This is a genomic window from Endozoicomonas numazuensis (assembly GCF_000722635.1).
GTDB lineage: Bacteria > Pseudomonadota > Gammaproteobacteria > Pseudomonadales > Endozoicomonadaceae > Endozoicomonas_A > Endozoicomonas_A numazuensis.
Map to the genome: position 1 here is coordinate 1,435,909 of NZ_JOKH01000001.1, position 20,651 is coordinate 1,456,559.

The 20,651-nt window shown below is 47.5% G+C and carries 18 protein-coding genes; 11 read left to right on the forward strand and 7 right to left on the reverse strand.

What is annotated here, in order from left to right; genetic code table 11:
* Positions 1-37 precede the first annotated feature (37 nt).
* Both GZ78_RS06335 and GZ78_RS06340 read left to right on the forward strand, forming a co-directional pair.
* Positions 38-637, forward strand: a complete 600-nt coding sequence (locus tag GZ78_RS06335) for a short chain dehydrogenase (RefSeq protein WP_034833550.1) — start codon at positions 38-40, stop codon at positions 635-637.
* The gene (locus GZ78_RS06340) at positions 638-1,552 is read left to right on the forward strand and encodes an SMP-30/gluconolactonase/LRE family protein (RefSeq protein ID WP_051785883.1); all 915 of its coding nucleotides are present in this window, start codon (positions 638-640) and stop codon (positions 1,550-1,552) included.
* 144 nt (positions 1,553-1,696) lie between these two features.
* Here the strand turns inward: GZ78_RS06340 and GZ78_RS06345 are convergent, their stop codons facing one another.
* Positions 1,697-2,881, reverse strand: a complete 1,185-nt coding sequence (locus tag GZ78_RS06345) for a flavin-dependent monooxygenase (protein WP_034833552.1) — start codon at positions 2,879-2,881, stop codon at positions 1,697-1,699.
* Positions 2,882-3,359: 478 nt separating this feature from the next.
* On the opposite strand from GZ78_RS06345, the gene GZ78_RS06350 reads away from it, so the two are divergent.
* The 6 genes from GZ78_RS06350 (at position 3,360) to GZ78_RS06375 (ending at position 11,101) form a co-directional block, all read left to right on the forward strand.
* Positions 3,360-3,941, forward strand: a complete 582-nt coding sequence (locus tag GZ78_RS06350; RefSeq protein WP_236631487.1) for a flavin reductase family protein — start codon at positions 3,360-3,362, stop codon at positions 3,939-3,941.
* A 98-nt stretch (positions 3,942-4,039) separates the two neighbouring features.
* On the forward strand, positions 4,040-5,743 hold the full coding sequence (locus GZ78_RS06355; RefSeq protein ID WP_051785884.1) for an FAD-binding protein: 1,704 nt from the start codon (positions 4,040-4,042) through the stop codon (positions 5,741-5,743).
* Complete coding sequence (locus tag GZ78_RS06360) at positions 5,730-6,479, forward strand: glucose 1-dehydrogenase (protein WP_034833554.1); 750 nt, start codon at positions 5,730-5,732, stop codon at positions 6,477-6,479. The genes GZ78_RS06355 and GZ78_RS06360 overlap by 14 nt, the downstream gene beginning before the upstream one ends.
* A gap of 61 nt (positions 6,480-6,540) precedes the next feature.
* Positions 6,541-7,602, forward strand: a complete 1,062-nt coding sequence (locus GZ78_RS06365) for a ferredoxin--NADP reductase (protein WP_051785930.1) — start codon at positions 6,541-6,543, stop codon at positions 7,600-7,602.
* Between the two features lie 75 nt (positions 7,603-7,677).
* The gene (locus tag GZ78_RS06370) at positions 7,678-9,279 is read left to right on the forward strand and encodes a FadD3 family acyl-CoA ligase (protein WP_034833556.1); all 1,602 of its coding nucleotides are present in this window, start codon (positions 7,678-7,680) and stop codon (positions 9,277-9,279) included.
* A gap of 235 nt (positions 9,280-9,514) precedes the next feature.
* Positions 9,515-11,101 (forward strand): GMC family oxidoreductase, encoded by a 1,587-nt coding sequence (locus GZ78_RS06375; RefSeq protein ID WP_034833558.1) that lies wholly within the window; start codon positions 9,515-9,517, stop codon positions 11,099-11,101.
* Positions 11,102-11,169: 68 nt separating this feature from the next.
* Here the strand turns inward: GZ78_RS06375 and GZ78_RS06380 are convergent, their stop codons facing one another.
* The 5 genes from GZ78_RS06380 to uppS form a co-directional block, all read right to left on the reverse strand.
* Positions 11,170-11,454, reverse strand: a complete 285-nt coding sequence (locus GZ78_RS06380) for a hypothetical protein (protein WP_034833560.1) — start codon at positions 11,452-11,454, stop codon at positions 11,170-11,172.
* Between the two features lie 19 nt (positions 11,455-11,473).
* Positions 11,474-11,866, reverse strand: coding sequence for a GFA family protein (locus GZ78_RS06385; protein ID WP_330217600.1), 393 nt, complete (start codon positions 11,864-11,866; stop codon positions 11,474-11,476).
* Between the two features lie 87 nt (positions 11,867-11,953).
* Positions 11,954-13,027, reverse strand: coding sequence for an NAD-dependent epimerase/dehydratase family protein (locus GZ78_RS06390; RefSeq protein WP_034833562.1), 1,074 nt, complete (start codon positions 13,025-13,027; stop codon positions 11,954-11,956).
* A gap of 119 nt (positions 13,028-13,146) precedes the next feature.
* Positions 13,147-13,788, reverse strand: a complete 642-nt coding sequence (locus GZ78_RS06395) for a hypothetical protein (RefSeq protein ID WP_152558573.1) — start codon at positions 13,786-13,788, stop codon at positions 13,147-13,149.
* Positions 13,789-14,035: 247 nt separating this feature from the next.
* Positions 14,036-15,004, reverse strand: a complete 969-nt coding sequence (uppS, locus tag GZ78_RS06400; protein ID WP_051785885.1) for a polyprenyl diphosphate synthase — start codon at positions 15,002-15,004, stop codon at positions 14,036-14,038.
* Between the two features lie 579 nt (positions 15,005-15,583).
* Here uppS and GZ78_RS06405 point away from each other — a divergent pair.
* The 3 genes from GZ78_RS06405 (at position 15,584) to GZ78_RS06415 (ending at position 18,337) form a co-directional block, all read left to right on the forward strand.
* Complete coding sequence (locus GZ78_RS06405) at positions 15,584-16,480, forward strand: VOC family protein (RefSeq protein WP_034833565.1); 897 nt, start codon at positions 15,584-15,586, stop codon at positions 16,478-16,480.
* A 153-nt stretch (positions 16,481-16,633) separates the two neighbouring features.
* Positions 16,634-17,509, forward strand: a complete 876-nt coding sequence (locus tag GZ78_RS06410) for a CoA transferase subunit A (protein ID WP_034834386.1) — start codon at positions 16,634-16,636, stop codon at positions 17,507-17,509.
* 12 nt (positions 17,510-17,521) lie between these two features.
* Entirely contained in the window at positions 17,522-18,337 is an 816-nt protein-coding gene (locus GZ78_RS06415) for a CoA-transferase subunit beta (protein WP_034833567.1), read from the forward strand.
* A 260-nt stretch (positions 18,338-18,597) separates the two neighbouring features.
* Here the strand turns inward: GZ78_RS06415 and GZ78_RS29325 are convergent, their stop codons facing one another.
* Positions 18,598-20,418: a V-type ATP synthase subunit I domain-containing protein gene (locus tag GZ78_RS29325; protein WP_161787319.1), complete on the reverse strand. Its 1,821-nt coding sequence runs from the start codon at positions 20,416-20,418 to the stop codon at positions 18,598-18,600.
* Positions 20,419-20,651: the final 233 nt, after the last annotated feature.

The following is a 20,651-nucleotide window of genomic DNA, read 5'->3' on the forward strand; positions in this document are numbered from 1 at the left end:
CTCTGGAATGACTTTTATCTCTTCCGGAGTGTACGTCATGAAAATCGTTGTTGTCGGAGCCACTGGAACCATTGGTTCAGCCTTGGTCTATGCCTTGCAGAATGATCACGAGGTGATTGCTGTTGGTAATAGCAGGGGTGATTATCAGGTTGATATGACTTCGGAAGACTCTATCAGGGAGCTGATGGGATCGTTGGGTCACTTTGATTCTCTGGCTGTCACTGCGGGTAATGTTGCTTTTAATAGCCTGCAAGCGATGACTTCGGCTGAGTGGCAAAAAGGCGTAGACAGTAAGCTGATGGGGCAGATTAATCTGGTTCGCTATGCACTTAAAGCGTTGAATGAAAATGGCTCAATTACTCTGACCAGTGGCATTATTGCCCGAGAGCCTATTCCTAAAGGAATCAGTGCCTGCACGGTTAACGGAGCAGTTAATCATTTTGTTAAAGCAGCTTCTCTGGAAATGCCCAGAGGGATTCGTATCAATTGTGTCAGTCCAACGGTACTGAAAGAGTCCAGTGCAACCTATGGGGATTTTTTTCCTGGCTTTATTCCTGTGCCTGCCAGTACCGTAGCTCAGGCTTACAAAAAGTCGATTATGGGCATTCAGAATGGTCGAATATTTGAGGTGGATTAAATGAGGCTATGTTCACTCTTTCTGATGCTGGTGGTTCTGCGAATTGACGCAGCTACATTGGGTATTCCAGATTTTAAAGTGTCAGCAGTCGAAGTATTGGCCGATGGTTTTCAATTCACTGAAGGGCCAGCCTGGAATCCTGATGGCTACTGGATTTTCAGTGATATTCCTGCCAACACTATCTACAAGTACACAAATAATGGTGTGAAAATCGGCAGTATTTCTCCCAGCGGTTATGCCAACGGCAATATTATCAATGCGGGCGGACAGATTATCAGTGCCCGCCATAACCGGACGATGGGCATTACCGAGAAAGGGAAATTGATCAATCTGGCGACTCATTACGGTAAGGGAAAGTTAAACAGTCCTAATGACCTGGCTTTTGATCAATACGGTAATATCTGGTTTACCGACCCGGTATATGGCATCACCGGAAACGGGCCGGAAAAAGCTGAAGAAGAGCAGCCTGTGCGTGGAGTGTATCGCTTTAATAATGACACTGGTCGTCTAGAGCGAATGATCGATGATTTAATCAATCCTAACGGTATCGCTTTTTCTAAAGACTGGAAGCAGTTGTTTGTTTCAGACAGTGCCAGTGGTGTTGTTTATCAGTTTGCTATGGGTGATGCGGGTCATCCTGGACCTAAACGCTTTTTTGCAAAAGTGCCGCCTCAGGCGAATCATGCCCCAAGGGTGGATGGCATAGCTGTTGATAATGAAGAGAATCTTTGGGTGACAGGTCCCAGGGCAATAGGCGTTTTCAATTCTGCCGGGGTGCCTTTATACCGTTTGGATTTTCCTGATGCCAGACAGCTGACCAACATTGCTTTTGGTGGGCCGGAAGGAAAGTCTGTCATTGTTACCGCAGCTGATCAGGTATATCAGTTCAGGATACTCAAAGAAACCAAGGATTAGGTCACTGCTGGTTTTTAGTGATCTGTTTGGATATTTTATACCATTTTAAGAAAGGCTTTGTCAGAGGCTGTTTTGAGTTGAGAGCAGCATAAAAAATGCCCGACTTTAAGAGTCGGGCATTGTCATCATAAAGGTTCGATTTCTTTACAGGAAGAAGTCGGTTGTTTCACGACCAAATGTTACACCGCCATAGTTTCTGGCGTATTTTTCAGGCTGGTTGGCAACGTGAGTTCGACCGGTTTGGATGTCGCGGAATGCACGGTTTACCTGATGATCCTGACGGATCGCAGCAGAACCACAGCTCAGATAAAGCTTGGTAACAGCATCGGCGCAACGTGAAGCTACCATGGCTGAGTCATACCGCCACTGAACACGTTCTTCAATGGTCAGTTCTTCACCGTTTTCTGCACGTTCTGTCATGATATCGAAGTTTCTGTACATAACAGCCTTGAGTTCATGATAAATCCGCAGGGCATCAGCAGCTGCATGTTGAGCAACAGGGTCTTCAGCAACATTTTTGGCATCGTGCAGGGCAATACGGTTACGGTTGAATGCAATGTAATCATCCACCGCACCTTTCAGTGCACCGATAGCAGCTGAAGATACTGACCGAACAAAGATCTGGCCAAATGGCAGTTTGAACAGGGGAGACGTGTTGACCTCATTACCCGGGCTGTTCTGCATGAAGCCATCCAGTGAGCGGTGAGTACGATACTCGGGAACAAAGGCGTCTTTGACAACAACGTCGTTGGATCCTGTGCCTTTGAGGCCCATGACATCCCAGTTATCAATGATGTCATAGTCACTGCGTGGTACCAGGAAGGTTCTGTAGTCAGGCGCTTCACCAGGATTCTTGGGAGGAACCATGGCGCCCAGGAAGGCCCATTCGCAGTGTTTGGAGCCTGAAGAGAAACCCCAGCGACCACTCAGCTTGTAGCCACCTTCTACATGCTCAACTTTACCGACAGGCATATAAGAAGAAGAGATAAGAACACTGGTGTCTTCTCCCCAGACATCCTGAGCTGCACGGTCGTCAAACAGGGCCAGCTGCCAGTTGTGAATCGCGACTACACCCAGAACCCAGGCTGAAGACATGCAGCCTTCGGCCACTTTCGTTTGCACTTCAAAGAAGTCAAAAGGAGTGAGTTCATAACCACCCCATTTGGAAGGTTGAAGGATTCTGAAGAAGCCGGCTTCCTGGAAGTCCTTGATGGTGTCTTCAGGTAGAACACCGAGCTCTTCTGCTTGTGTTGCTCTTTCTTTCAGAACCGGCACCAGCTCCTGGGCACGCTCAAACAGCTGCTTTCTGATCTGCTCTTTGTCGATCATTATTATTGTCTCCAGTGCATGCCCACAGCCGGTTACATACAAATAGATGAGCTGTAAGGCGGATTAGCTTTGGGGTGGCGAGTATTCTCAACCACCTCCGGGTTCCCCGATAGATAAATTGAAACAAGCCCTATGGCCAGTCACATCCTCTAAATGGACCATGTGGCGTAATCGGTTTAGGGGGAGAGGGGTAAGCTGAATGACTTAAGTTTTTTGGGTTGAAAAACAACCCTGCAGGTGTCGCCAGTACTGGCTTTTACAGCATTTATGATTGGGTGTGGCTTTAGTCTTGATGGACGATGCTGGTTTGAGGGGTGAAGATGACAATGCCATTCATTGAACCATCCAATTGTTTGGCAAAAATAGCCATGAGATGAACCTTATTACTTGAATGGAGCCATTCTTCGTTAGCTTTTATAAGCGAGAGGTGATGAAAAATGGCTTCGGAAAATAAAAAAACAGACCAAGGAAGCCGTAGATGAGTCAGTTCGACACTCTGAAGAGCCTTCAGCCCGAGAAGAGCCCTCAGCCCGAGAAGAGCCCTCAGCCCGAGAAGAGCCTTCAGCCCGAAGCCATCACAAACCTGATGAAGCAATCCATGAGAAGACTGGCCAGTTCCGTCTCAGTGGTTTCTTCAACCAATGGCAGTGAACGACATGCTATGGCAGCAACGTCTGTGACTTCTCTTTCCATGGACCCACCCTCATTACTGGTTTGTGTGAACAAATCAACGGCAATGCATGAAGTGTTGGATGAAGGGGTGGATTTCTGTATTAATGTACTCAGCCAGAGTCAGGCCGAGGTTTCCTCAGCGTGTGGTGGCAAGCTCAGAGGTGAGGAGCGCTTTACGGTCGGTAACTGGAAAGAATCTGCCAGTGGCCTGCCTTACCTTGCCGATGCCCAGTCTGTTCTCTTTCTGGAGCAGGACGGTCGTTATGAATACGGTACTCATACTATTTTCATCGGTCGAGTCAAAGATGTGCAGAATAGCGAAGCCATTGATCCTTTGATTTATGTTGATGGCCGATACACCACGACGACAGAACCCGAAGAAGCGTAAGAAACAGTTGCCAGCACTGACAAGTCATTAAATGACGACTGCATCTCCAATTGCAGCATGTTCACAGAACAATAAAAACAAGAAGACAGAGGGCATTCATGAACCGACAGCACCGCTCTGACCAGAGCAATGATATTCCTCAGCCGGTTAAAGTCAGTAGCCCTGACGATATTCAATGGCATCAGGAACATGATGTAGTCATCGTGGGTTTTGGAGGGGCGGGTGTCAGTGCCGCTCTTCAAGCTGTTGATAATGGTGCCGATGTGTTGGCGCTTGATCGATTCTTTGGCGGTGGTGCAACCACTTTGAGTGGTGGTGTTGTCTATGCCGGTGGTGGCAGTCAGTATCAGAAAGCTGCAGGTTTTGATGATACCCCTGAAGAGATGTTCAAGTACCTGAAAATGGAAGTGGGTGATGCCGTTCAGGATGAGACTCTGAAGCGTTTCTGCGACCAAAGTATTGATAACCTGCAATGGCTGGCGGACAACAATGTTCAGTTTGCAGGGAATGTGCCTCCTGAAAAAACGTCATATCCGGGTAAAAAATTCTTTCTCTATTATTCCGGGAATGAAGGGGTAGGCAGCTATGCAGAAAAAGCCCGGCCAGCTCCTCGTGGTCACAGAACTGCAGGCGTGGGAATGTCAGGCAACAACTTTTATTCAGCTCTGCAGCAGACTGCGCTGAACAAGGGTGTAAAGGTTCAGTCGCAGAGTGAAGCGGTGGGGCTGGTGGTGAATGAGGCGGGAGAAGTTCTGGGGGTTGAAGTTCGATGTCTGCCAGAAGGTTCTGAGGCAGCCAAGAAACATAAAAAGCTCTCCAATCTGGCCACGAAGATTCATCTCTATGCTCGTAAAAAAGCCTTTTCTCTGCGTGCCCAGGCAGAGAAGGTGGAGCATGAGTTTGGTGAAACCCGTTTTATCAGAGCAAAAAAAGGTGTCGTGCTGTCCACAGGGGGCTTTGTTTTCAATAAGGCCATGGTTGATCAGTATGCACCTGTCTATAGCAAGGGGCTGCAGTTAGGAGCTACGGGTTGTAATGGCAGTGGCATACGACTTGGGCAGAGTGTCGGTGGTGCTGTAGACCGAATGGAAAAGATGAGTGCATGGCGCTTTATCAATCCACCCAAAGGCTGGTCTCAGGGCATTGTGGTGAACAAGCAGGGCGAGCGCTTCTGTAATGAAGAAGTGTATGGCGCCAAGCTGGGTTATGAAATGTGTGAGAATCAGGATGGCAAAGCCCATGTCATCATCAACAAAGCCCTGTTTAAAAAATCCATAAGGGATGTTGCTCCCTGGAAGGTCTGGTCTTTCCAAATGATGCCAGCCCTGATGGCGATGTTTATGGGCGCTAAAAAAGCCAAGAGTATTGAAGAACTGGCTGACAAAATCAATGTACCTGCAGATAAACTGTCCGAAACCATCAGCGATTATTCTGCAGCTGCCAGAGGTGAGAAAGAAGATTTTCTGGGTAAATCCAAAGGCTTTCTTGCACCGGTGGACGAAGGTCCCTGGTACGCGCTGGATGCTTCCATCGACAGTAAACTGATGCCTTGTCCTGTGATTTCTCTGGGTGGCTTGAAGATATCAGAAGAAACAGGTCTGGTACTCAATGAGCAAGGGAAGAGCATTAAAGGGTTATACGCTGCAGGTCGGGCAGCCATTGGTGTTGCTTCAAACTTGTATGTCAGCGGATTATCTATTGCAGATTGTGTGTTCTCCGGAAGACGTGCCGGACAGCATATGACGTCTACCCAAAATGTTGAGTCCCAGGTTAAGGAGGAAACTGTCAGTGAACCGTGTTAAAGATAAAGTTTGCATTGTGACTGGCGCTGCCAACGGTATGGGGCGTGAAGATGCTCTGCTGCTGGCAGAGCAGGGTGCCAGAGTAGTCATTACTGATATCAATGAAGAAGCCGGTCAGAAACTGGCAGATGAGATGGGAGCTCAGGCTCTTTTTATTCATCACGACGTAGCCTCAGAAGAAGGTTGGAAGAACGTCATTGATAAAACCCTGAGCACCTTCGGACGTTTGGATGTACTGGTGAATAATGCGGGTATTCTGGAACTGGCATCTATTGAAGATACTGATCTTGCGCTTTTTCAGAAGATGAGTCGGGTAAACAGCGACAGTATTTTCCTGGGTTGTAAATATGCCATTGAGGCCATGAAAGCCAGTGGTGGTGGCTCAATTATAAATATGTCGTCTATTGCCGCTATTGCCGGGCAGAGCTATACCTGTGCCTATTCCGCTTCAAAAGGGGCAGTTGCAGCGATGACCCGCTCCGTAGCGCTGCATTGTAAGGAAAAGGGTTACGGCATTCGCTGTAATTCTGTTCATCCTGACGGTGTTGATACGCCCATGACTCAAAAGTATACCGGTGGTGCTCTGTCGGAAGAGGTCATGAACGATCCCAATAACCGAATCTGTCATCCCAGAGAAATAGCCAATCTGGTGCTTTTCCTGGCTTCTGATGAATCCCGTTTTATTAACGGAGCTGAGCTGAAAGTAGATAATGCACAAAGCATTAGTGGTGGCTGAGTAGGGTTCAGCCATGGCCTGAATGCCCTTAGCGAAAAAGAATAAAAAGAGAGATGTAATCATGACTGCAGAAACCAGCCTGAGCAAAACACGTTATCACAACCTGGAAGTGGCTGAAGTGATCGAAGAAACCCACGACAGTAAATCGGTGGTTTTTAAGATCCCACAGGATCAGAAGGACGCTTTTGAGTATTTGCCAGGCCAGTTTCTGACGCTGAAAGTCCCTTACGATGGCAAGCAGCTGGTGCGTTGCTACTCACTGGCCAGCTCGCCTCATGTAGAGGTGGTGCATAAGGTCACTATCAAACGTGTTGATGGTGGTCGTATTTCCAACTGGATCAATGATGAAGTCAAAGTGGGTGATAGCATCGAAGTGATGCCACCTGCCGGTCTTTTTTATCTGAATGAAGCCAGCAATGATGTCATTCTGTTTGGCGGTGGCTCAGGTATTACTCCTGTTATCTCCATTCTGAAATCTGCCTTGAAAACCACTGACCGAAAAGTCAAGCTGGTTTATGCCAACCGGGATGAAGAATCAGTCATCTTCCGGGAAGAGCTGAAGCAGATTGAGCAGAATCATAGTGATCGTCTGGATATTGTTTACATTTACGACACTGTTCATGGTTTCCTCAATCCGGACATGGTTAAAGAAGTGACAACCGGACATGTGGGGGCAGAGTTTTATATCTGTGGTCCCGGCCCCTTCATGGATACCGTAGAAAATACCCTGCTGTCTGAGGGAGAAGAAAAGTCCCGTATTCATGTCGAGCGTTTTGTCTCACCGGCTGACCCTGATGAAGCAGCTGCACTTGAGGCTGAAGCCATAGCGGCTGCTGGAGACTCAACGGTAACAGCCTTCAAGGTTGAGCTGGATGGTGAAGAGCATACGATTGATTATGAAAAAGGCGACACTGTTCTTAAGTCCATGCTGAAGGCGGGTATTGATGCGCCATTCTCCTGTGAAGAGGGGATGTGTGGTGCCTGCATGTGTGAAATAGAAGGTGGTGAGTCTCAACTGGGCATTAATGAAGTTCTGACCGACGAGGAACTGGAAGAAGGTTGGACTCTGGCATGTCAGTGTCGTCCAATTAGTGGCAACATCACAGTGAAGTTCCCGGATTAAGTCGGTGATATTCTGACTGAAACAATATCCTGTAACTATCACGAACAGAGAAGAACAATAAAAGGTATCCAGAGCATGTCAGACGTGACCACGTATCAAACCATTCCAGCATTGATGGACTATGTGGCAGAGCAGTACGCTGACCGCAATGCTGTAGAAGATGAAGGTAAGATACTAACTTATCAGGAGTTGAACCAGCTCAGAAAGCAGGCCGCCGCTGCACTGGTTGGAATGGGAGTCAAAGAAGGGGATCGTATTGCGGTCTGGGCGCCTAATATCTGGGAGTGGATTGTGGCCGCTACAGCGTTGCAAGCGGTAGGTGCTGCGCTAGTCCCTTTGAACACCCGTATGAAAGGCTCCGAAGCTGGATATGTGCTGAAAGCCAGTGGTGCCAAAATTCTGTTTACCATTGACGAGTTTCTGGGTTCCAGTTATCCGGCAATGCTGAAGGATGAACACCTGCCTGAATTGGATACGATCATCACTTTCAGACCCCAAACAGACTCTGATCAGACAGCTTCTTATCAAAGAGTGAGCTGGGATGAGTTCCTGGGAATGGCTGATTTTTCCAATGAAGCTGAAGTGAATATCCGCCAGAGCCGTGTCAAGACAGACACAATGTCGGACCTGTTGTTTACTTCTGGTACGACGGGTAAACCCAAAGGCGTTATTACCCAGCACGCTCAGAATATAAAAGTCGTGGCAGACTGGAGTGAAGTGGTAGGCCTGACCGAAGGTGACCGCTACCTGATTGTGAACCCTTTCTTCCACTCCTTTGGATACAAGGCAGGCTGGTTGGCGGCACTTATGAGAGGGGCTACGATTTTGCCTCTGCAGGTTTTTGATGTACCCACGATCTTGCAGAAAGTGGATGAAGAAAAAATAACAGTTTTGCCAGGGCCTCCCACACTGTATCAATCCATACTGTCGCATCCGGATAGAGAGCAATATGACATCAGTTCTCTGCGTGTTGCTGTAACAGGTGCGGCTGCCATCCCCGTTAGTATGATTCAGGCCATGGATGAAGTACTGGGCTTTGACAATATAGTAACAGCCTATGGTTTAACGGAAGTTTGTGGCTTTGCAACCATCTGTCGCCCGGGAGATTCGCCAGAGTTAATTGCCAATACCTCGGGTCGAGCCATGCCTGGTGTTGAGGTTCGTTGTGTCGATGAATTTGGTGTAGAAGTCCGCAGGGGAACGCCTGGTGAGGTCGTGGTGCGTGGGCCGAATGTGATGCAGGGCTATTTCAATAACGATGCAGCGACTAAAGAAACTATTGATGCCGATGGCTGGTTGCATACGGGTGACATCGGAGTCATGGATTCGCTGGGTTATCTTAAGATTACCGATCGCATGAAAGATATGATTATTACCGGTGGTTTTAATGTTTATCCAGCTGAAATTGAAAACCTCATGAGCCATCACAATGCTATAGCTCAGGTGTCTATTGTAGGGGTTTCAGACGAACGTTTGGGTGAAGTGGCTATGGCCTGGATTGTGAAAAAACCAGGCCAGGAACTGGAAAAGAAAGAGTTGATCAGCTGGTGTCGTGAAGAGATGGCTAATTATAAAGTACCCCGCCATGTTCGCTTTGTTGAAAACCTGCCACTTAATGCTTCGGGCAAAGTGATGAAATTTGAGCTTCGCGACAGAGCTGAGCAAGAGTTGACCTGATACTTAAAAAATTGATCGTTTAATGTAAGCCACCTCACCATTATCTTGTGAAGGTGGCTTTTTATTTTACACGTCGGTTTATCTCTACCCTTCATAGTCTTTTTGTGCGACATTAAGTCGTTCGATTTAATGTACGATTTCCAATAATGGATGTACCTGTTTTAAAAGGTTGTTCCAGAGCTACCTGTACCGGAAAGCCACCAATAACGATTAAAAAACGCAGGATGATGCTTTTATGTATGACTTTATCATTGTCGGTGCCGGTTCGGCTGGCTGCGTACTGGCCAACCGCCTCTCAGCCAACCCCTCACACAAAGTACTGCTGCTGGAGGCGGGTCCCCGAGATAATAACCCGGTGACTCATATGCCCGGTGGTGCAGCTGAAGCCATGAAGAGCAGTAAGCTCAACTGGAAAATGGAATCTACCCGGCAAAAAAATATGGGTAATCGTAAGCTGGCTGTACCCAGAGGTAAAACGTTGGGTGGCTCCAGTGCCGTTAATGGTATGGTATACGTTCGTGGTCATGCATCAGACTATGATGATTGGGCTGAAGCCGGCAATGAAGGTTGGAGTTACAAAGAGGTTCTGCCTTACTTTAAGAAAAGTGAGAACAACGAGCGTGGAGCCAACGACTTTCATGGCGATCAGGGTGAATTGCAGGTCAGTAATGCGGGCTCTGGACTCCCTGCCTTTGATGTCTTTGTCGAGGCTGGAAGAGAAATTGGTATCAAAGAGTGTGAAGACTTTAATGGTGCTGATCAGGAAGGTATAGGCCTTTATCAGACAACCATTCGCAAAGGCTTGCGAAGCAGCAGTGCAAGCGCATTTCTACGCCCTGCAGAAAAGCGGAAAAACCTCACAGTTCGTACAGGGGTAGAAGTGACTCGTGTTATCTTGTCAGGAAAGCGGGTCACAGGTGTTGAGATACTCAATGGTAAAAAGACCGAAGTCGTTAATGCATCGAGAGAAGTCATACTCAGTGCAGGTGCCATCAAGAGTCCACATATTCTTCAGTTATCAGGAATAGGGCGTGACGCGGATCTGTCCGAAGCCGGGGTTAGAACCTTACATGAGTTACCCGGTGTAGGTTACAACCTGCAGGAGCATCTTGATCTTCATATCAATTATGAGTGTAAACCTGAACTCAGTCTGAACGGTCTGGACTTCTTCCCTCATAACGCCAAGATTGGGTTGGAATGGCTTCTGACTAAAGATGGAATAGGCGCATACAGTGGGATTGAAGGAGGTGCGTTTGTAAAAAGTTCGCCCGAATTGAGCCGACCTGATATCCAGTTCCATTTTGTGCCCACTTATATGATCAGTCTGACGGACCCATTGCCCAGAACTAAAGGGTTGTCTATTCAGGGTTGTAATCTCCGGCCTGAAAGTCGTGGATTTGTTAAGTTGCAATCCAGCAATCCACTGGACTATCCGGAAATCGATTTCAATTTGCTGGACAGTGAGTACGACTGGCAAATTTTGCGAAAGGCTCTGGATACTACCTTTGATATGGCCGCCTCCAAAGCCTGGTCAAAATACATTACTCGTCCAATTACACCTAATCTTGAAAGCACTAATGACGACGTACTCAGAGATGTGATTCGTCGAACAGCAGAGACTGTTTATCACCCGGTAGGCAGCTGCAAGATGGGGCAGGATGAAATGGCCGTTGTCGACGAAACATTAAAAGTGCGTGGTCTGGAAGGGATTAGAGTGTGTGACGCCTCCATTATTCCTACCCTGATCGGGGGTAATACCAATGCGCCCACTATGATGATCGGTGAAAAATGCGCGGATATGATTTTGGCTGAAGCTTCTTGATAGCCAGAATGGAAATTTATATAAGGGAGGGCTGTACCAGGTTTTAACCCGGTACAGCGGGGGAGGGATTAGGACTGATATCGGACTTGAATTTCTGTCATGAGTCTTTTCATCATACTGATCTCTTCATTCAACTCAGTTATCTTTGCCTGCAGCTGTCCGTTTTCTTTCTCAAGTTCATTTAGGCGGGCTTCAATAGCCTGCTCACGCTCTTTTTTCTTCTGGCGGCTTTTGGCCACCGCAACGTTGTTTCTGTCTCGCTTCTGGCGATACTCATCACTGTTTTTGTCCAGTTCAGTCGTAGGCTTTCTGATAGGTTCGAATGGAGCATAGTAGACGTTTGTAGGGGTCATGCATGACAGGCTTGAAAGCTTATAATGATGCGCCATCAAACACTTCAAAAGGCAGTTGTGCAGAGTTAATATCGTCCACGCAGCCAAGATTTACCCGATAGTGTCCTGGCTTTCTCAAGGTACTGTGAAAGGTATAAATGCCACACTGATTGCAGAAGTTATGTTCGGCAATGTCTTTGCCAAAAGAGTAGGTAGAAAGGGCATCTCCAGTGACTTCAATAGTCAATTCTTCAGGGGCAAGTGTAAAACTGCTCATAATGGCTCCCTTGCGTTTACAGAGAGAGCAGTTGCAGCGTAGGCCCTGATCAATAAGGGGGCTGGTGAAGGAAAAGCGTATTGAACCGCAATGGCAGCTGCCTTGATAAGTTTTCATCTTGATGTCACCTGTGTGGATAACTGTCAGGCAGTTCATCGCGTCAGGCTGGTTTTGTCAATCATAGAATGATCGGAAGTAATATGGCCTCTCCAGGAGAAAGGCCAGAACAGAAAGGTCGGATGTTTATTGGCTGGTTGCCATTCTCTGATGAAGCTCCCGGTAGTAAGGCATGGCTTCTTCCATACCACTCACCGTGGTATAGAGTGGGACGTATCCCAAATCTTTTTGTGCTTTTTCAATGCTAAAGAAATTGTCGATACCAATTCTTTCCAGAGCCAGAGTTGTTTGAGGGGGCTCTGGAATTTTGAACCACTGATGCAGTTTTTCCCAGGTACCGATAATAAGCTTCACTAACCCATAAGGAATATGTTTTTCAGGGTAGGGATAACCCAGGCTTTCTATTAAAGTTCGGGAGAACTCCATCATGTTGGCGGGTTCGCCATCGTTAATAAAATAAGCTTGTCCGGGGGCTTTCCCGCCTTCTTTGAGCTGAGCGGCTGCCAGCAGCTTTCCATGTATCAGGTTGTGGACATAAGAGTTGTCGAGTCTGGATTTGCCATCACCCACAATGGCTTTTACGGTGCCAGCAATTAATTCTTCTATTAATAGTTTGAAGACGGTCTGGTCGCCGGGTCCCCAGATACCGCTTGGGCGAATGGCACAGGTCAGCAGCCCTTTCTGGCCATTAGCGGCCAGTACCAGTTGTTCTGCTTTGCACTTGGTTTCGGTATAAAGATCTCTGAACTCTGAGACATAGGGCAGGGTTTCGTTGCCATTGATGATGGGCTTGCCACCCACTACCACACTGTTTGAACTGGTATAAATCAGCCTCTTGGTGCCAGCAGACTGACAGGCATTGATGATATTGCGAGTGCCTTCCAAATTGACATTGTACGACAGGTTTCTGACTTCAGTGGATACAACCCGGCTGGATCGAATTTCTATAATGGCAGCTGTATGGAAGACGGTACTGATCCCTTCACAGGCTTGAGTAACTACCGCCTGATCAGCAATATTGCCTTGCAGCTTTTCCAGGTTGGGGTGCTCCAGAGGGCATTCTGCCAGATCAAAAACTCTTACAGAGTAGCCTTTGTCCAGCAAGGTTTGTGTCAGGTTCTGACCCAGAAAGCCTGAGCCGCCAGTGACCAGAATTTTACCCAGGTCAGGCGCTTCGGTCAGAGGAGTTTGTGAGGGCATATAATTATTCTTCTATTAGGTGCCAGTGTATGACTATAGCGAAGGCCATCAGGACTATTATCATCCAAATGGCCGATGGAAAGGGAAATCAGTAACTGGAAATGCAGCTATTATCTGACTTAAAGCAGGCGAGTAACTCCCAGAACAGGGCCGGCACTGCCCATGACGTGCTGGGCATAGATGCGCCAGCGACCGCCGTTCTTAACACCTACCACATAACAGTAGTTCTGATAGCGCATATGATTATGACCGTTCTGTACACGTCCCAAAGAGCGGTCAATACTGCCATCGTGATATTTGAAGCGGCCATTACGAATGAGGGCCCGATGCATATCTACCGCACCTAACTGTTCCGAAGGGCGGGGTTGTACATGTGCAACGACAGGCGAAGTATCCTGACCCTTGATACAGAAAGCACAGTCGCTGAGCATCCCGGTCACCATGATGTCAGCGCCGTTTCCCCCAAGGCTGTAGCTTTCCAGCGTCTCTACCGAGAATCCCTTTTCAGATTTAGGAACCATGCGTACATTATGAACCCGGACATTCATAGTTTCAGTTAATGTGTAGCCATTGGGATCAAAAGAAAAATACTCATTAGGGCGTTGAGTACCATGGGGAACACTTAACAGTACCGGGCTGTACTTGCCAAACTTGAAATCGTAGACCCCCGAGGTGGATTTTCCAGCCAGCCTGAGAACATTGCTACCAAGAAAGGACTCCGTCATGTTTTTTAGCTGATAGAGTGCTGTTGCGGATCTCATAGCGTCCTTCCCCTTTTCGTTTTTATCATTAAGGGAGTTAATCCTATCGGTTTAAGAGGGCGATTTAAATCAATGGTTCACTTGTTATACCAATCAAACTTTCAAACCCCGTTATGAGCAAGCCATTTGAGTTCAATAGGCAAGGCGACGATCCCCAGCGCAGAATATTGGACTCAAATGGCTGCACAATAGGGGATTTTGAAAGTGCGATTGGTATTATACCAAGAGGTCTACAAAATCAGCCGCTTCATAGCCCAAAATTCCTCTGTTGCTGAGAGTAATCCTCAAGTGCTTCAAGAAGTAACTGGGGTGTAAAATCTGGCCATAGTGCATCGGTAAAGTGGAGTTCACTGTATCGGGTTTGCAAAGATAGAAAGTTGCTCAGTCTTTTTCTTCCTCCTGTTCTGATCACCAAGTCAGGGTCAACCCAGTCAGGAAGCCCTCCGGTGAGCAGGTTCTGTTCAATTAATCGGAAGTCCAATTTAGTCTCGGGTTGGCTCTGGTTCAGAATAGCGGTCACTGCATGGACTAATTCAGCCTGCCCGCCGTAGACAAAGGCAATATTAAGAGTCAGGCCGGTATGTTCTCGGGTTTTCTCCACAATGGAGTCAATAGTCTGAAGAACCTCTTGGCTTAGTTTTGTTCTGAAGCCCAAGTGTTGAACCCTGATGGTGGAGTCAACCAATTCTTTTTCCCAGTGCTCCAGAACACTCCTTACCATCGCCATCAATACGGCTATTTCTTCTTCAGGGCGGGCAAGGTTTTCGGTCGACAGTGCATAAACAGTGAGCTGTTTGATGCCCATTTTTTCTGCTATCCGGGTCACCTGTAAAAGACGGGCTGCACCAAAAAAATGGCCGTAGCTGGGCTGGTCAAGAGATCTGCCTTTGGCATACCTTCTGTTGCCATCCATGATCATGGCTACGTGTTTTGGCATATTCTCCGGAAGCTCTGGGCAGAAATGTTCTGACTCCTGTTTCAGTGTCTCTGAGAAACTGGAGAGATCAGAATAAATATCTATAGCTGTTTTGGCGGCTGAAACGGTATCAGAAACATATTGAAGTGATGACAAAACTGGGTTCAGATTCCACCAGGAGTCAGTGATTGTGTATTCGGGCAGAAAGGTGGGGTCAGCCTGACAACTGAGTTCATTGGGATGACTGTTGGCCGTGAACAGTAGCAAAAAGATCAAAGAGAGGTTTTTTTGAAGTCTCATCGTAGCCCCGATTCTGATGCTAAAACGACAAGAATAGAAGGAAATCTGAGAAGCCAAGGAATAGTCTTGAAATAATTTCCTTATATGACCAACACCCGTTCGGGCTGAGCTTGTCGGAGCCCAGTGCCATCACCCTTCGACAGGCTCATCATTATCGTTACTGTTAATAACGCCTGGCTCCTCGGTTCAAGGTTGGGAAAGACAAACTCACACACTGCTCAGTAGTCCCATTAGACGATGATGACTCTTGCCTCTACGGATTTAATCATGCTCAGTCCATAGGAGCCTGACCGACAATAGACAGTCCGGCCTAAAACCCAGAAAGAACGGCCATCTTTTCCACTGAACTTGCTTAAATAGGTCAACTATTCGCACAAATTCAGTGAAAAAGCTGCCCCGTTCTACTGAGTTTTATGCTCGGGCGCCATTCTCGGTCAGGCTCCTGTAAGGCTGTGAGGCGTGTCTGTGGAACAGGAACCTCAGCAGAAAAGCAGCCATTGGAAAGAAAACAGCCATGAGCGAGAGAAATGTTTTTTTGAAGAACATTTCCAATAAAAAATAAGGTGAGGCAGAGTCAGCATGGATATTCGTGGATTAGGCTACGTAACGGTAGAGTCAACCGATCTGGCTAAATGGCAGGAGTACGGAACCCAGGTGCTGGGCTTAATGGAACATGAAGCGTCCGATGAAAATACTCTGCTTCTGAAAATGGATGAGCGTAATTACCGAATTGCTGTCGAAAAGTCTGATCGGGATGGCTACGGAGCTTCCGGTTGGGAAGTTGCCAATAAAGAGGCTTTCGAGCAGGCCATTACAGAATTGGAAGCCGCTGACGTACAAGTGACTTCGGGTACAGAAGAAGAAGCGGCTGCCCGAATGGTTCAGCAGCTGATCAAATTCTCTGACCCTGATGGCAACCGCCATGAATTGTTCTGGGGACCCGTTCAGGACTTCACGCATTTTGTATCACCGGTTGGTGTTTCCAGGTTTGTCACCACCGATCTGGGTCTGGGGCATGTCGTTATTCCTGCGCCCTCTTTCGAAACCTGTCGTGAATTTTATACCGACGTACTAGGCTTCGGTCTGTCCGATCTTATGCAGGTGACCTTCACAGATGACCCTGCTGAGCCCAAGAAACGTTTGCATTTCCTGCATTGTAATAATGGTCGTCATCACTCTCTGGCCATTTTTGAGTGCCCAATCCCGAGCGGTTGTGTCCACATGATGCTGGAAGTAGAAGAGATGGACGACGTAGGACGAGCTCTGGATAGAATGGAAGCTCATGGTGTCAAATTGTCTGCCACATTGGGTAAGCATACCAACGATGAAATGGTGTCTTTCTACATGCAAACACCGTCTGGTTTCGACATGGAATACGGCTGTGGTGGTCTGGTAGTTGACTGGGATCGTCATACTGTTTTTGAAAGCAGCTCCGTCAGCCTGTGGGGACATGACTTCAGTGTTGGCCGTCAGTAAAACTTTGCTGGCTCATAGCTGTTTCTGTTTATTCCCATGTGCCTCAATGGTGAGTGCGTGGGAATACCTGTCTCTTTCCCGCCTGCAGAAAGTTAAAACATATGACTGTTTTTGAGCATGGTGGGCAATGAATACAATAAGAAAGGTGTAGCAATGGATAAACGCATGACCACGGCGGACATCGTCGGCGAATTGCGCGATGGCATGACCATCGGTATTGGTGGCTGGGGGCCGCGCCGCAAGCCCATGGCTTTGATCAGAGAAATTCTACGCTCTGATGTAAAAGATTTGACCATCGTTGCTTATGGTGGTGCGGATGTCGGTATGCTTTGTGCAGCCGGAAAGGTAAAAAAAGTTATTTTTGCTTTCGTCTCTCTCGACTTTATTCCTCTGGAGCCTTACTTCCGTCAGGCTCGCCAGAAAGGTGAAATCGAAACTCTGGAGATCGATGAAGGCATGATGTTATTGGGTCTGCGTGCTGCGGCCTGGGGTTGTCCTTACATTCCTACCCAGATCGGTCTGGGTACCGATGTCGTCAAAGTGAATCCTGAGCTGAAAGTGATCGACAGTCCTTACGACGAGAAAGAGTGGGTGGCCATGCCTGCTCTGAAACTGGATGTTTCCTTGTTGCACGTTGATCGTGCGGATGAGCGTGGAGTCTGTCAGATCAAGGGTAATGACCATTACATGGATGACTGGTTTGCCCGTGCTGCAGACAAAACCTTTGTCACCTGTGATGAGCTGGTGGACAGCAATTACTTCAACAACCCTGAAGAATCTCGCTACGTATACTGGGAACGCTCCATGACTTCAGGTGTCAGCCTGGTACCGGGTGGTGCTCATCCTTCGTCGTGTGGTCCTTTGTACGGCTTTGATGTTAAACACTTCAAGGAGTACAACGCGTCCGCTAAAGAAGGAGGTTTTGAAGCTTACTACGAGAAGTATATTCAGAGCTCTACGGAAGAAGAGTATCAGGCCAAGGTTGGCGGTCTGGACGCTATCAAGCAACTGCCAATGCCAGTTTATTAAGAGGGGATATTGATGTCTATAGCTCAAGAAAGAGTGAGTAATGATTATTCTCTCGCAGAATTGATGATCTGTGCCGGTTCCGAAGCTTTTAAAAACGATGGTGAAGTACTGGCCACAGGCATTGGCCTGATTCCTCGTCTGGCTGCCAGTCTGGCGATGAAAACCTCTAATACCGATCTGATGATGACCGATTCGGAAGCGTTTCTGTTGTCTGAGCCCAATCCGGTAGGTAATCGTGGTGATGACTACGTTCAGAAGAATGAAACCTGGATGGGCTTTTCACGAATCTTTGATAACGTTTGGAGTGGTAAGCGACACGCCATGGTGGGTCCCACTCAGATTGATCAATACGGACAAGCTAATATCTCGGCACTGGGTGGCACTTACGAGCAGCCCAAGGTTCAGATGTTGGGGGTCAGAGGTTTTCCTGGAAACTCCATTAGCCATGCCAACAGCTTCTTTGTCCCAAGCCACAACAAACGTGTGTTTGTAGATGGCGAGTGCGATATGGTGGCCTCCATCGGTTATAACCCGGCTCGCTTGCCAAAAGGTTACAGCCTGGATGATGTGGATATTCGTCTGGTGATTACCGATCTGTGTGTGATGGACTGGAACGGTCCGGATCACCAGCTTCAGCTGATCAGCCTGCACCCTGGCATTACTGTGGAACAGGTTCTGGAGAACACGGGTTTTGACATCCATGTACCAGACAGTGTGGGTGTAACTGTGGCACCGACTGCCGAACAGCTGGAAGTGATACGGGCACTGGACCCTCATAATCTTCGTTCGAAGCAGTTGAAAGATAACCCACCCGGAGATCGTTCCTGATTTGAGCATATAAAAAAGCCGGATTTTTCCGGCTTTTTACTGTTTGCTTTAAAAATTCAGCCTCCTGGGAGGCTGACCGAGAATAGCGTCCGAGCATAAAATTCAGTAGAACGAGTCAGCTTTTTCACTGAATTTGTGCGAATAGTTGACCTATTTAAGCAAATTCAGTGGAAAAGATGGCCGTTCTTTCTGGATTTTAGGCCGGGCTGTCTATTCTCGGACAGCCTCCTAGTCATCAAGCTAGTTGATGCTCAGCCTTATCATTGCTGTTCAGTAGAAGAACCTTCAGCTTGTGAGTCTGGATTCTCCATAACTGCATTCTGATCACTGTCTTTACTCTTCTTTAATTTGGCTATTTCATACTTCAGATTCTTGGTATAAGCAGCCTCTGATGCCTGCCTGTGATTTTTTAATAGGCTTTCGCGTATATTGACTCTTAACGATTTGATATTTGGTGACAGGGAAGCTTCAAGGCCTCTTTCTCGCATTTTGGTATTAATCAGTTCTTCCAGACTATTGGCTACTTCTTTCCACTCATAGATGTCATAAATGAAATTAGATAGATCGTCTCCCAGGCGCTCTACCAGTTTCTCGGAAGCCCAACTCGGATGCCGATCCAACTGTTCCCGGATTTTTTCAACAGTGAATATATCAAGCTTGGGTTTCAGTGACTCCAGGTCAACCGTAATGTTCTCAGTTAACGCAAGACGTTGAAGTTCTTTTTCCAGAACCTTGGACTCTGTTTTTTTCGCGTTTGTTCTCTCAGACTTTATTTTCGCGTTTGTTATGAAATAAGGGAGATTGTTTGTGACGTCTTTTTTTTGGGGGCTGGAAGAAAATTCGCTTATCCTCTTGGCAGCTTCTTGGTCACTCACCATAAAACGCCACTTATTCCAGAAGATTTTGTTTATCCCCTGAAAAGGGGTCTCCATGGATGTCGAGCATTGACCCGAACTGCCAGACTGTATTGCCTGAGCCAGAGCCAGAGCCTGAGCCTGAGCCTGAGCCAGAGCCTGAGCCTGAGCCTGAGCCTGAGCCTGAGCCTGAGCCTGAGCCTGAGCCTGAGCCTGAGCTTGAGCCTGAGCCTGAGCCTGAGCCAGAGTCTGAGACAATAGTAATTCCTTTTCAGTCAACCTCATGGCTTCTTCTTTTTCGAGATTACTCCGGTCGATTTGGCTCATCCCGTGGGAAGAGGTCTTCATGGTTGTCGAATATTGGCCCGAATTGCCAGGCTGTATTGGCTCAGGCTGTATTGGCTCAGGCTGTATTGGCTGAGGCTGAGCCAGAGCCGATAGTAATTCGTCTTCAGTCAACCTCATGGCTTCTTCTTCATCGAGATTACTCCAGTCGCTTTGGCTCATCCCGTGAAAAGGGTTCTCCATGGGTGTCGAATATTGGTCCGAATAGCCAGACGGTATTGGCTCAGGCTGAGCCAATAGTAAATCCTGTTTAATCAATCTAATGGCTTCTTCTTTTTCGAGATTATTCCAGTCGCTTTGGCTGATCCCGTGAAAAGGGCTCTCCATGGGTGTCGAATATTGGCCCGAATTACCAGACGGTATTGGCTCAGGCTGAGCCAATAGTAAATCCTGTTTAATCAATCTAATGGCTTCTTCTTTTTCGAGATTATTCCAGTCGCTTTGGCTGATCCCGTGAAAAGGGCTCTCCATGGGTGTCGAATATTGGCCCGAATTACCAGACGGTATTGGCTCAGGCTGAGCCAATAGTAAATCCTGTTTAATCAATCTAATGGCTTCTTCTTTTTCGAGATTATTCCAGTCGCTTTGGCTGATCCCGTGAAAAGGGCTCTCCATGGGTGTCGAATATTGGTCCGAATTGCCAGGCTGTATTGGCTCAGGCTGTATTGGCTCAGGCTGTATTGGCTCAGGCTGTATTGGCTCAGGCAATAGTAATTCCGGTTCAGTTAACCTCATGGCTTTTTCGAGAGGATTCGGAGAGGAGTCAGGTTCTGATAATGGGCGTTTGCGCTGAACTCTAAGGGGGGTAGCAGATTGGTGAGGTGAATGAGGGGTATTCAGAAGGTTGTCAGGATTTAAATACGTCTGGAGACTTGACGCCATACTGACTGCAGTAACGGTTTGAAATTCTGATAGAGACAGGGAGCCAGTTTGATCAGTTGACAAAGTGCTTAGGGCAGGGGGGGGAGTTACAGCAGAAACTGGCGCACTTTCGTTGCAGGGAGGTTCTTGCAGGCAAATACCTATCTCCTGTAGCAGTTGATATTCGTCTGATTGAGGTGATATTGGGGTTCCTGAGTTCATTCCTCTTCCTGCCCTGAAGTATTAATAGTCTC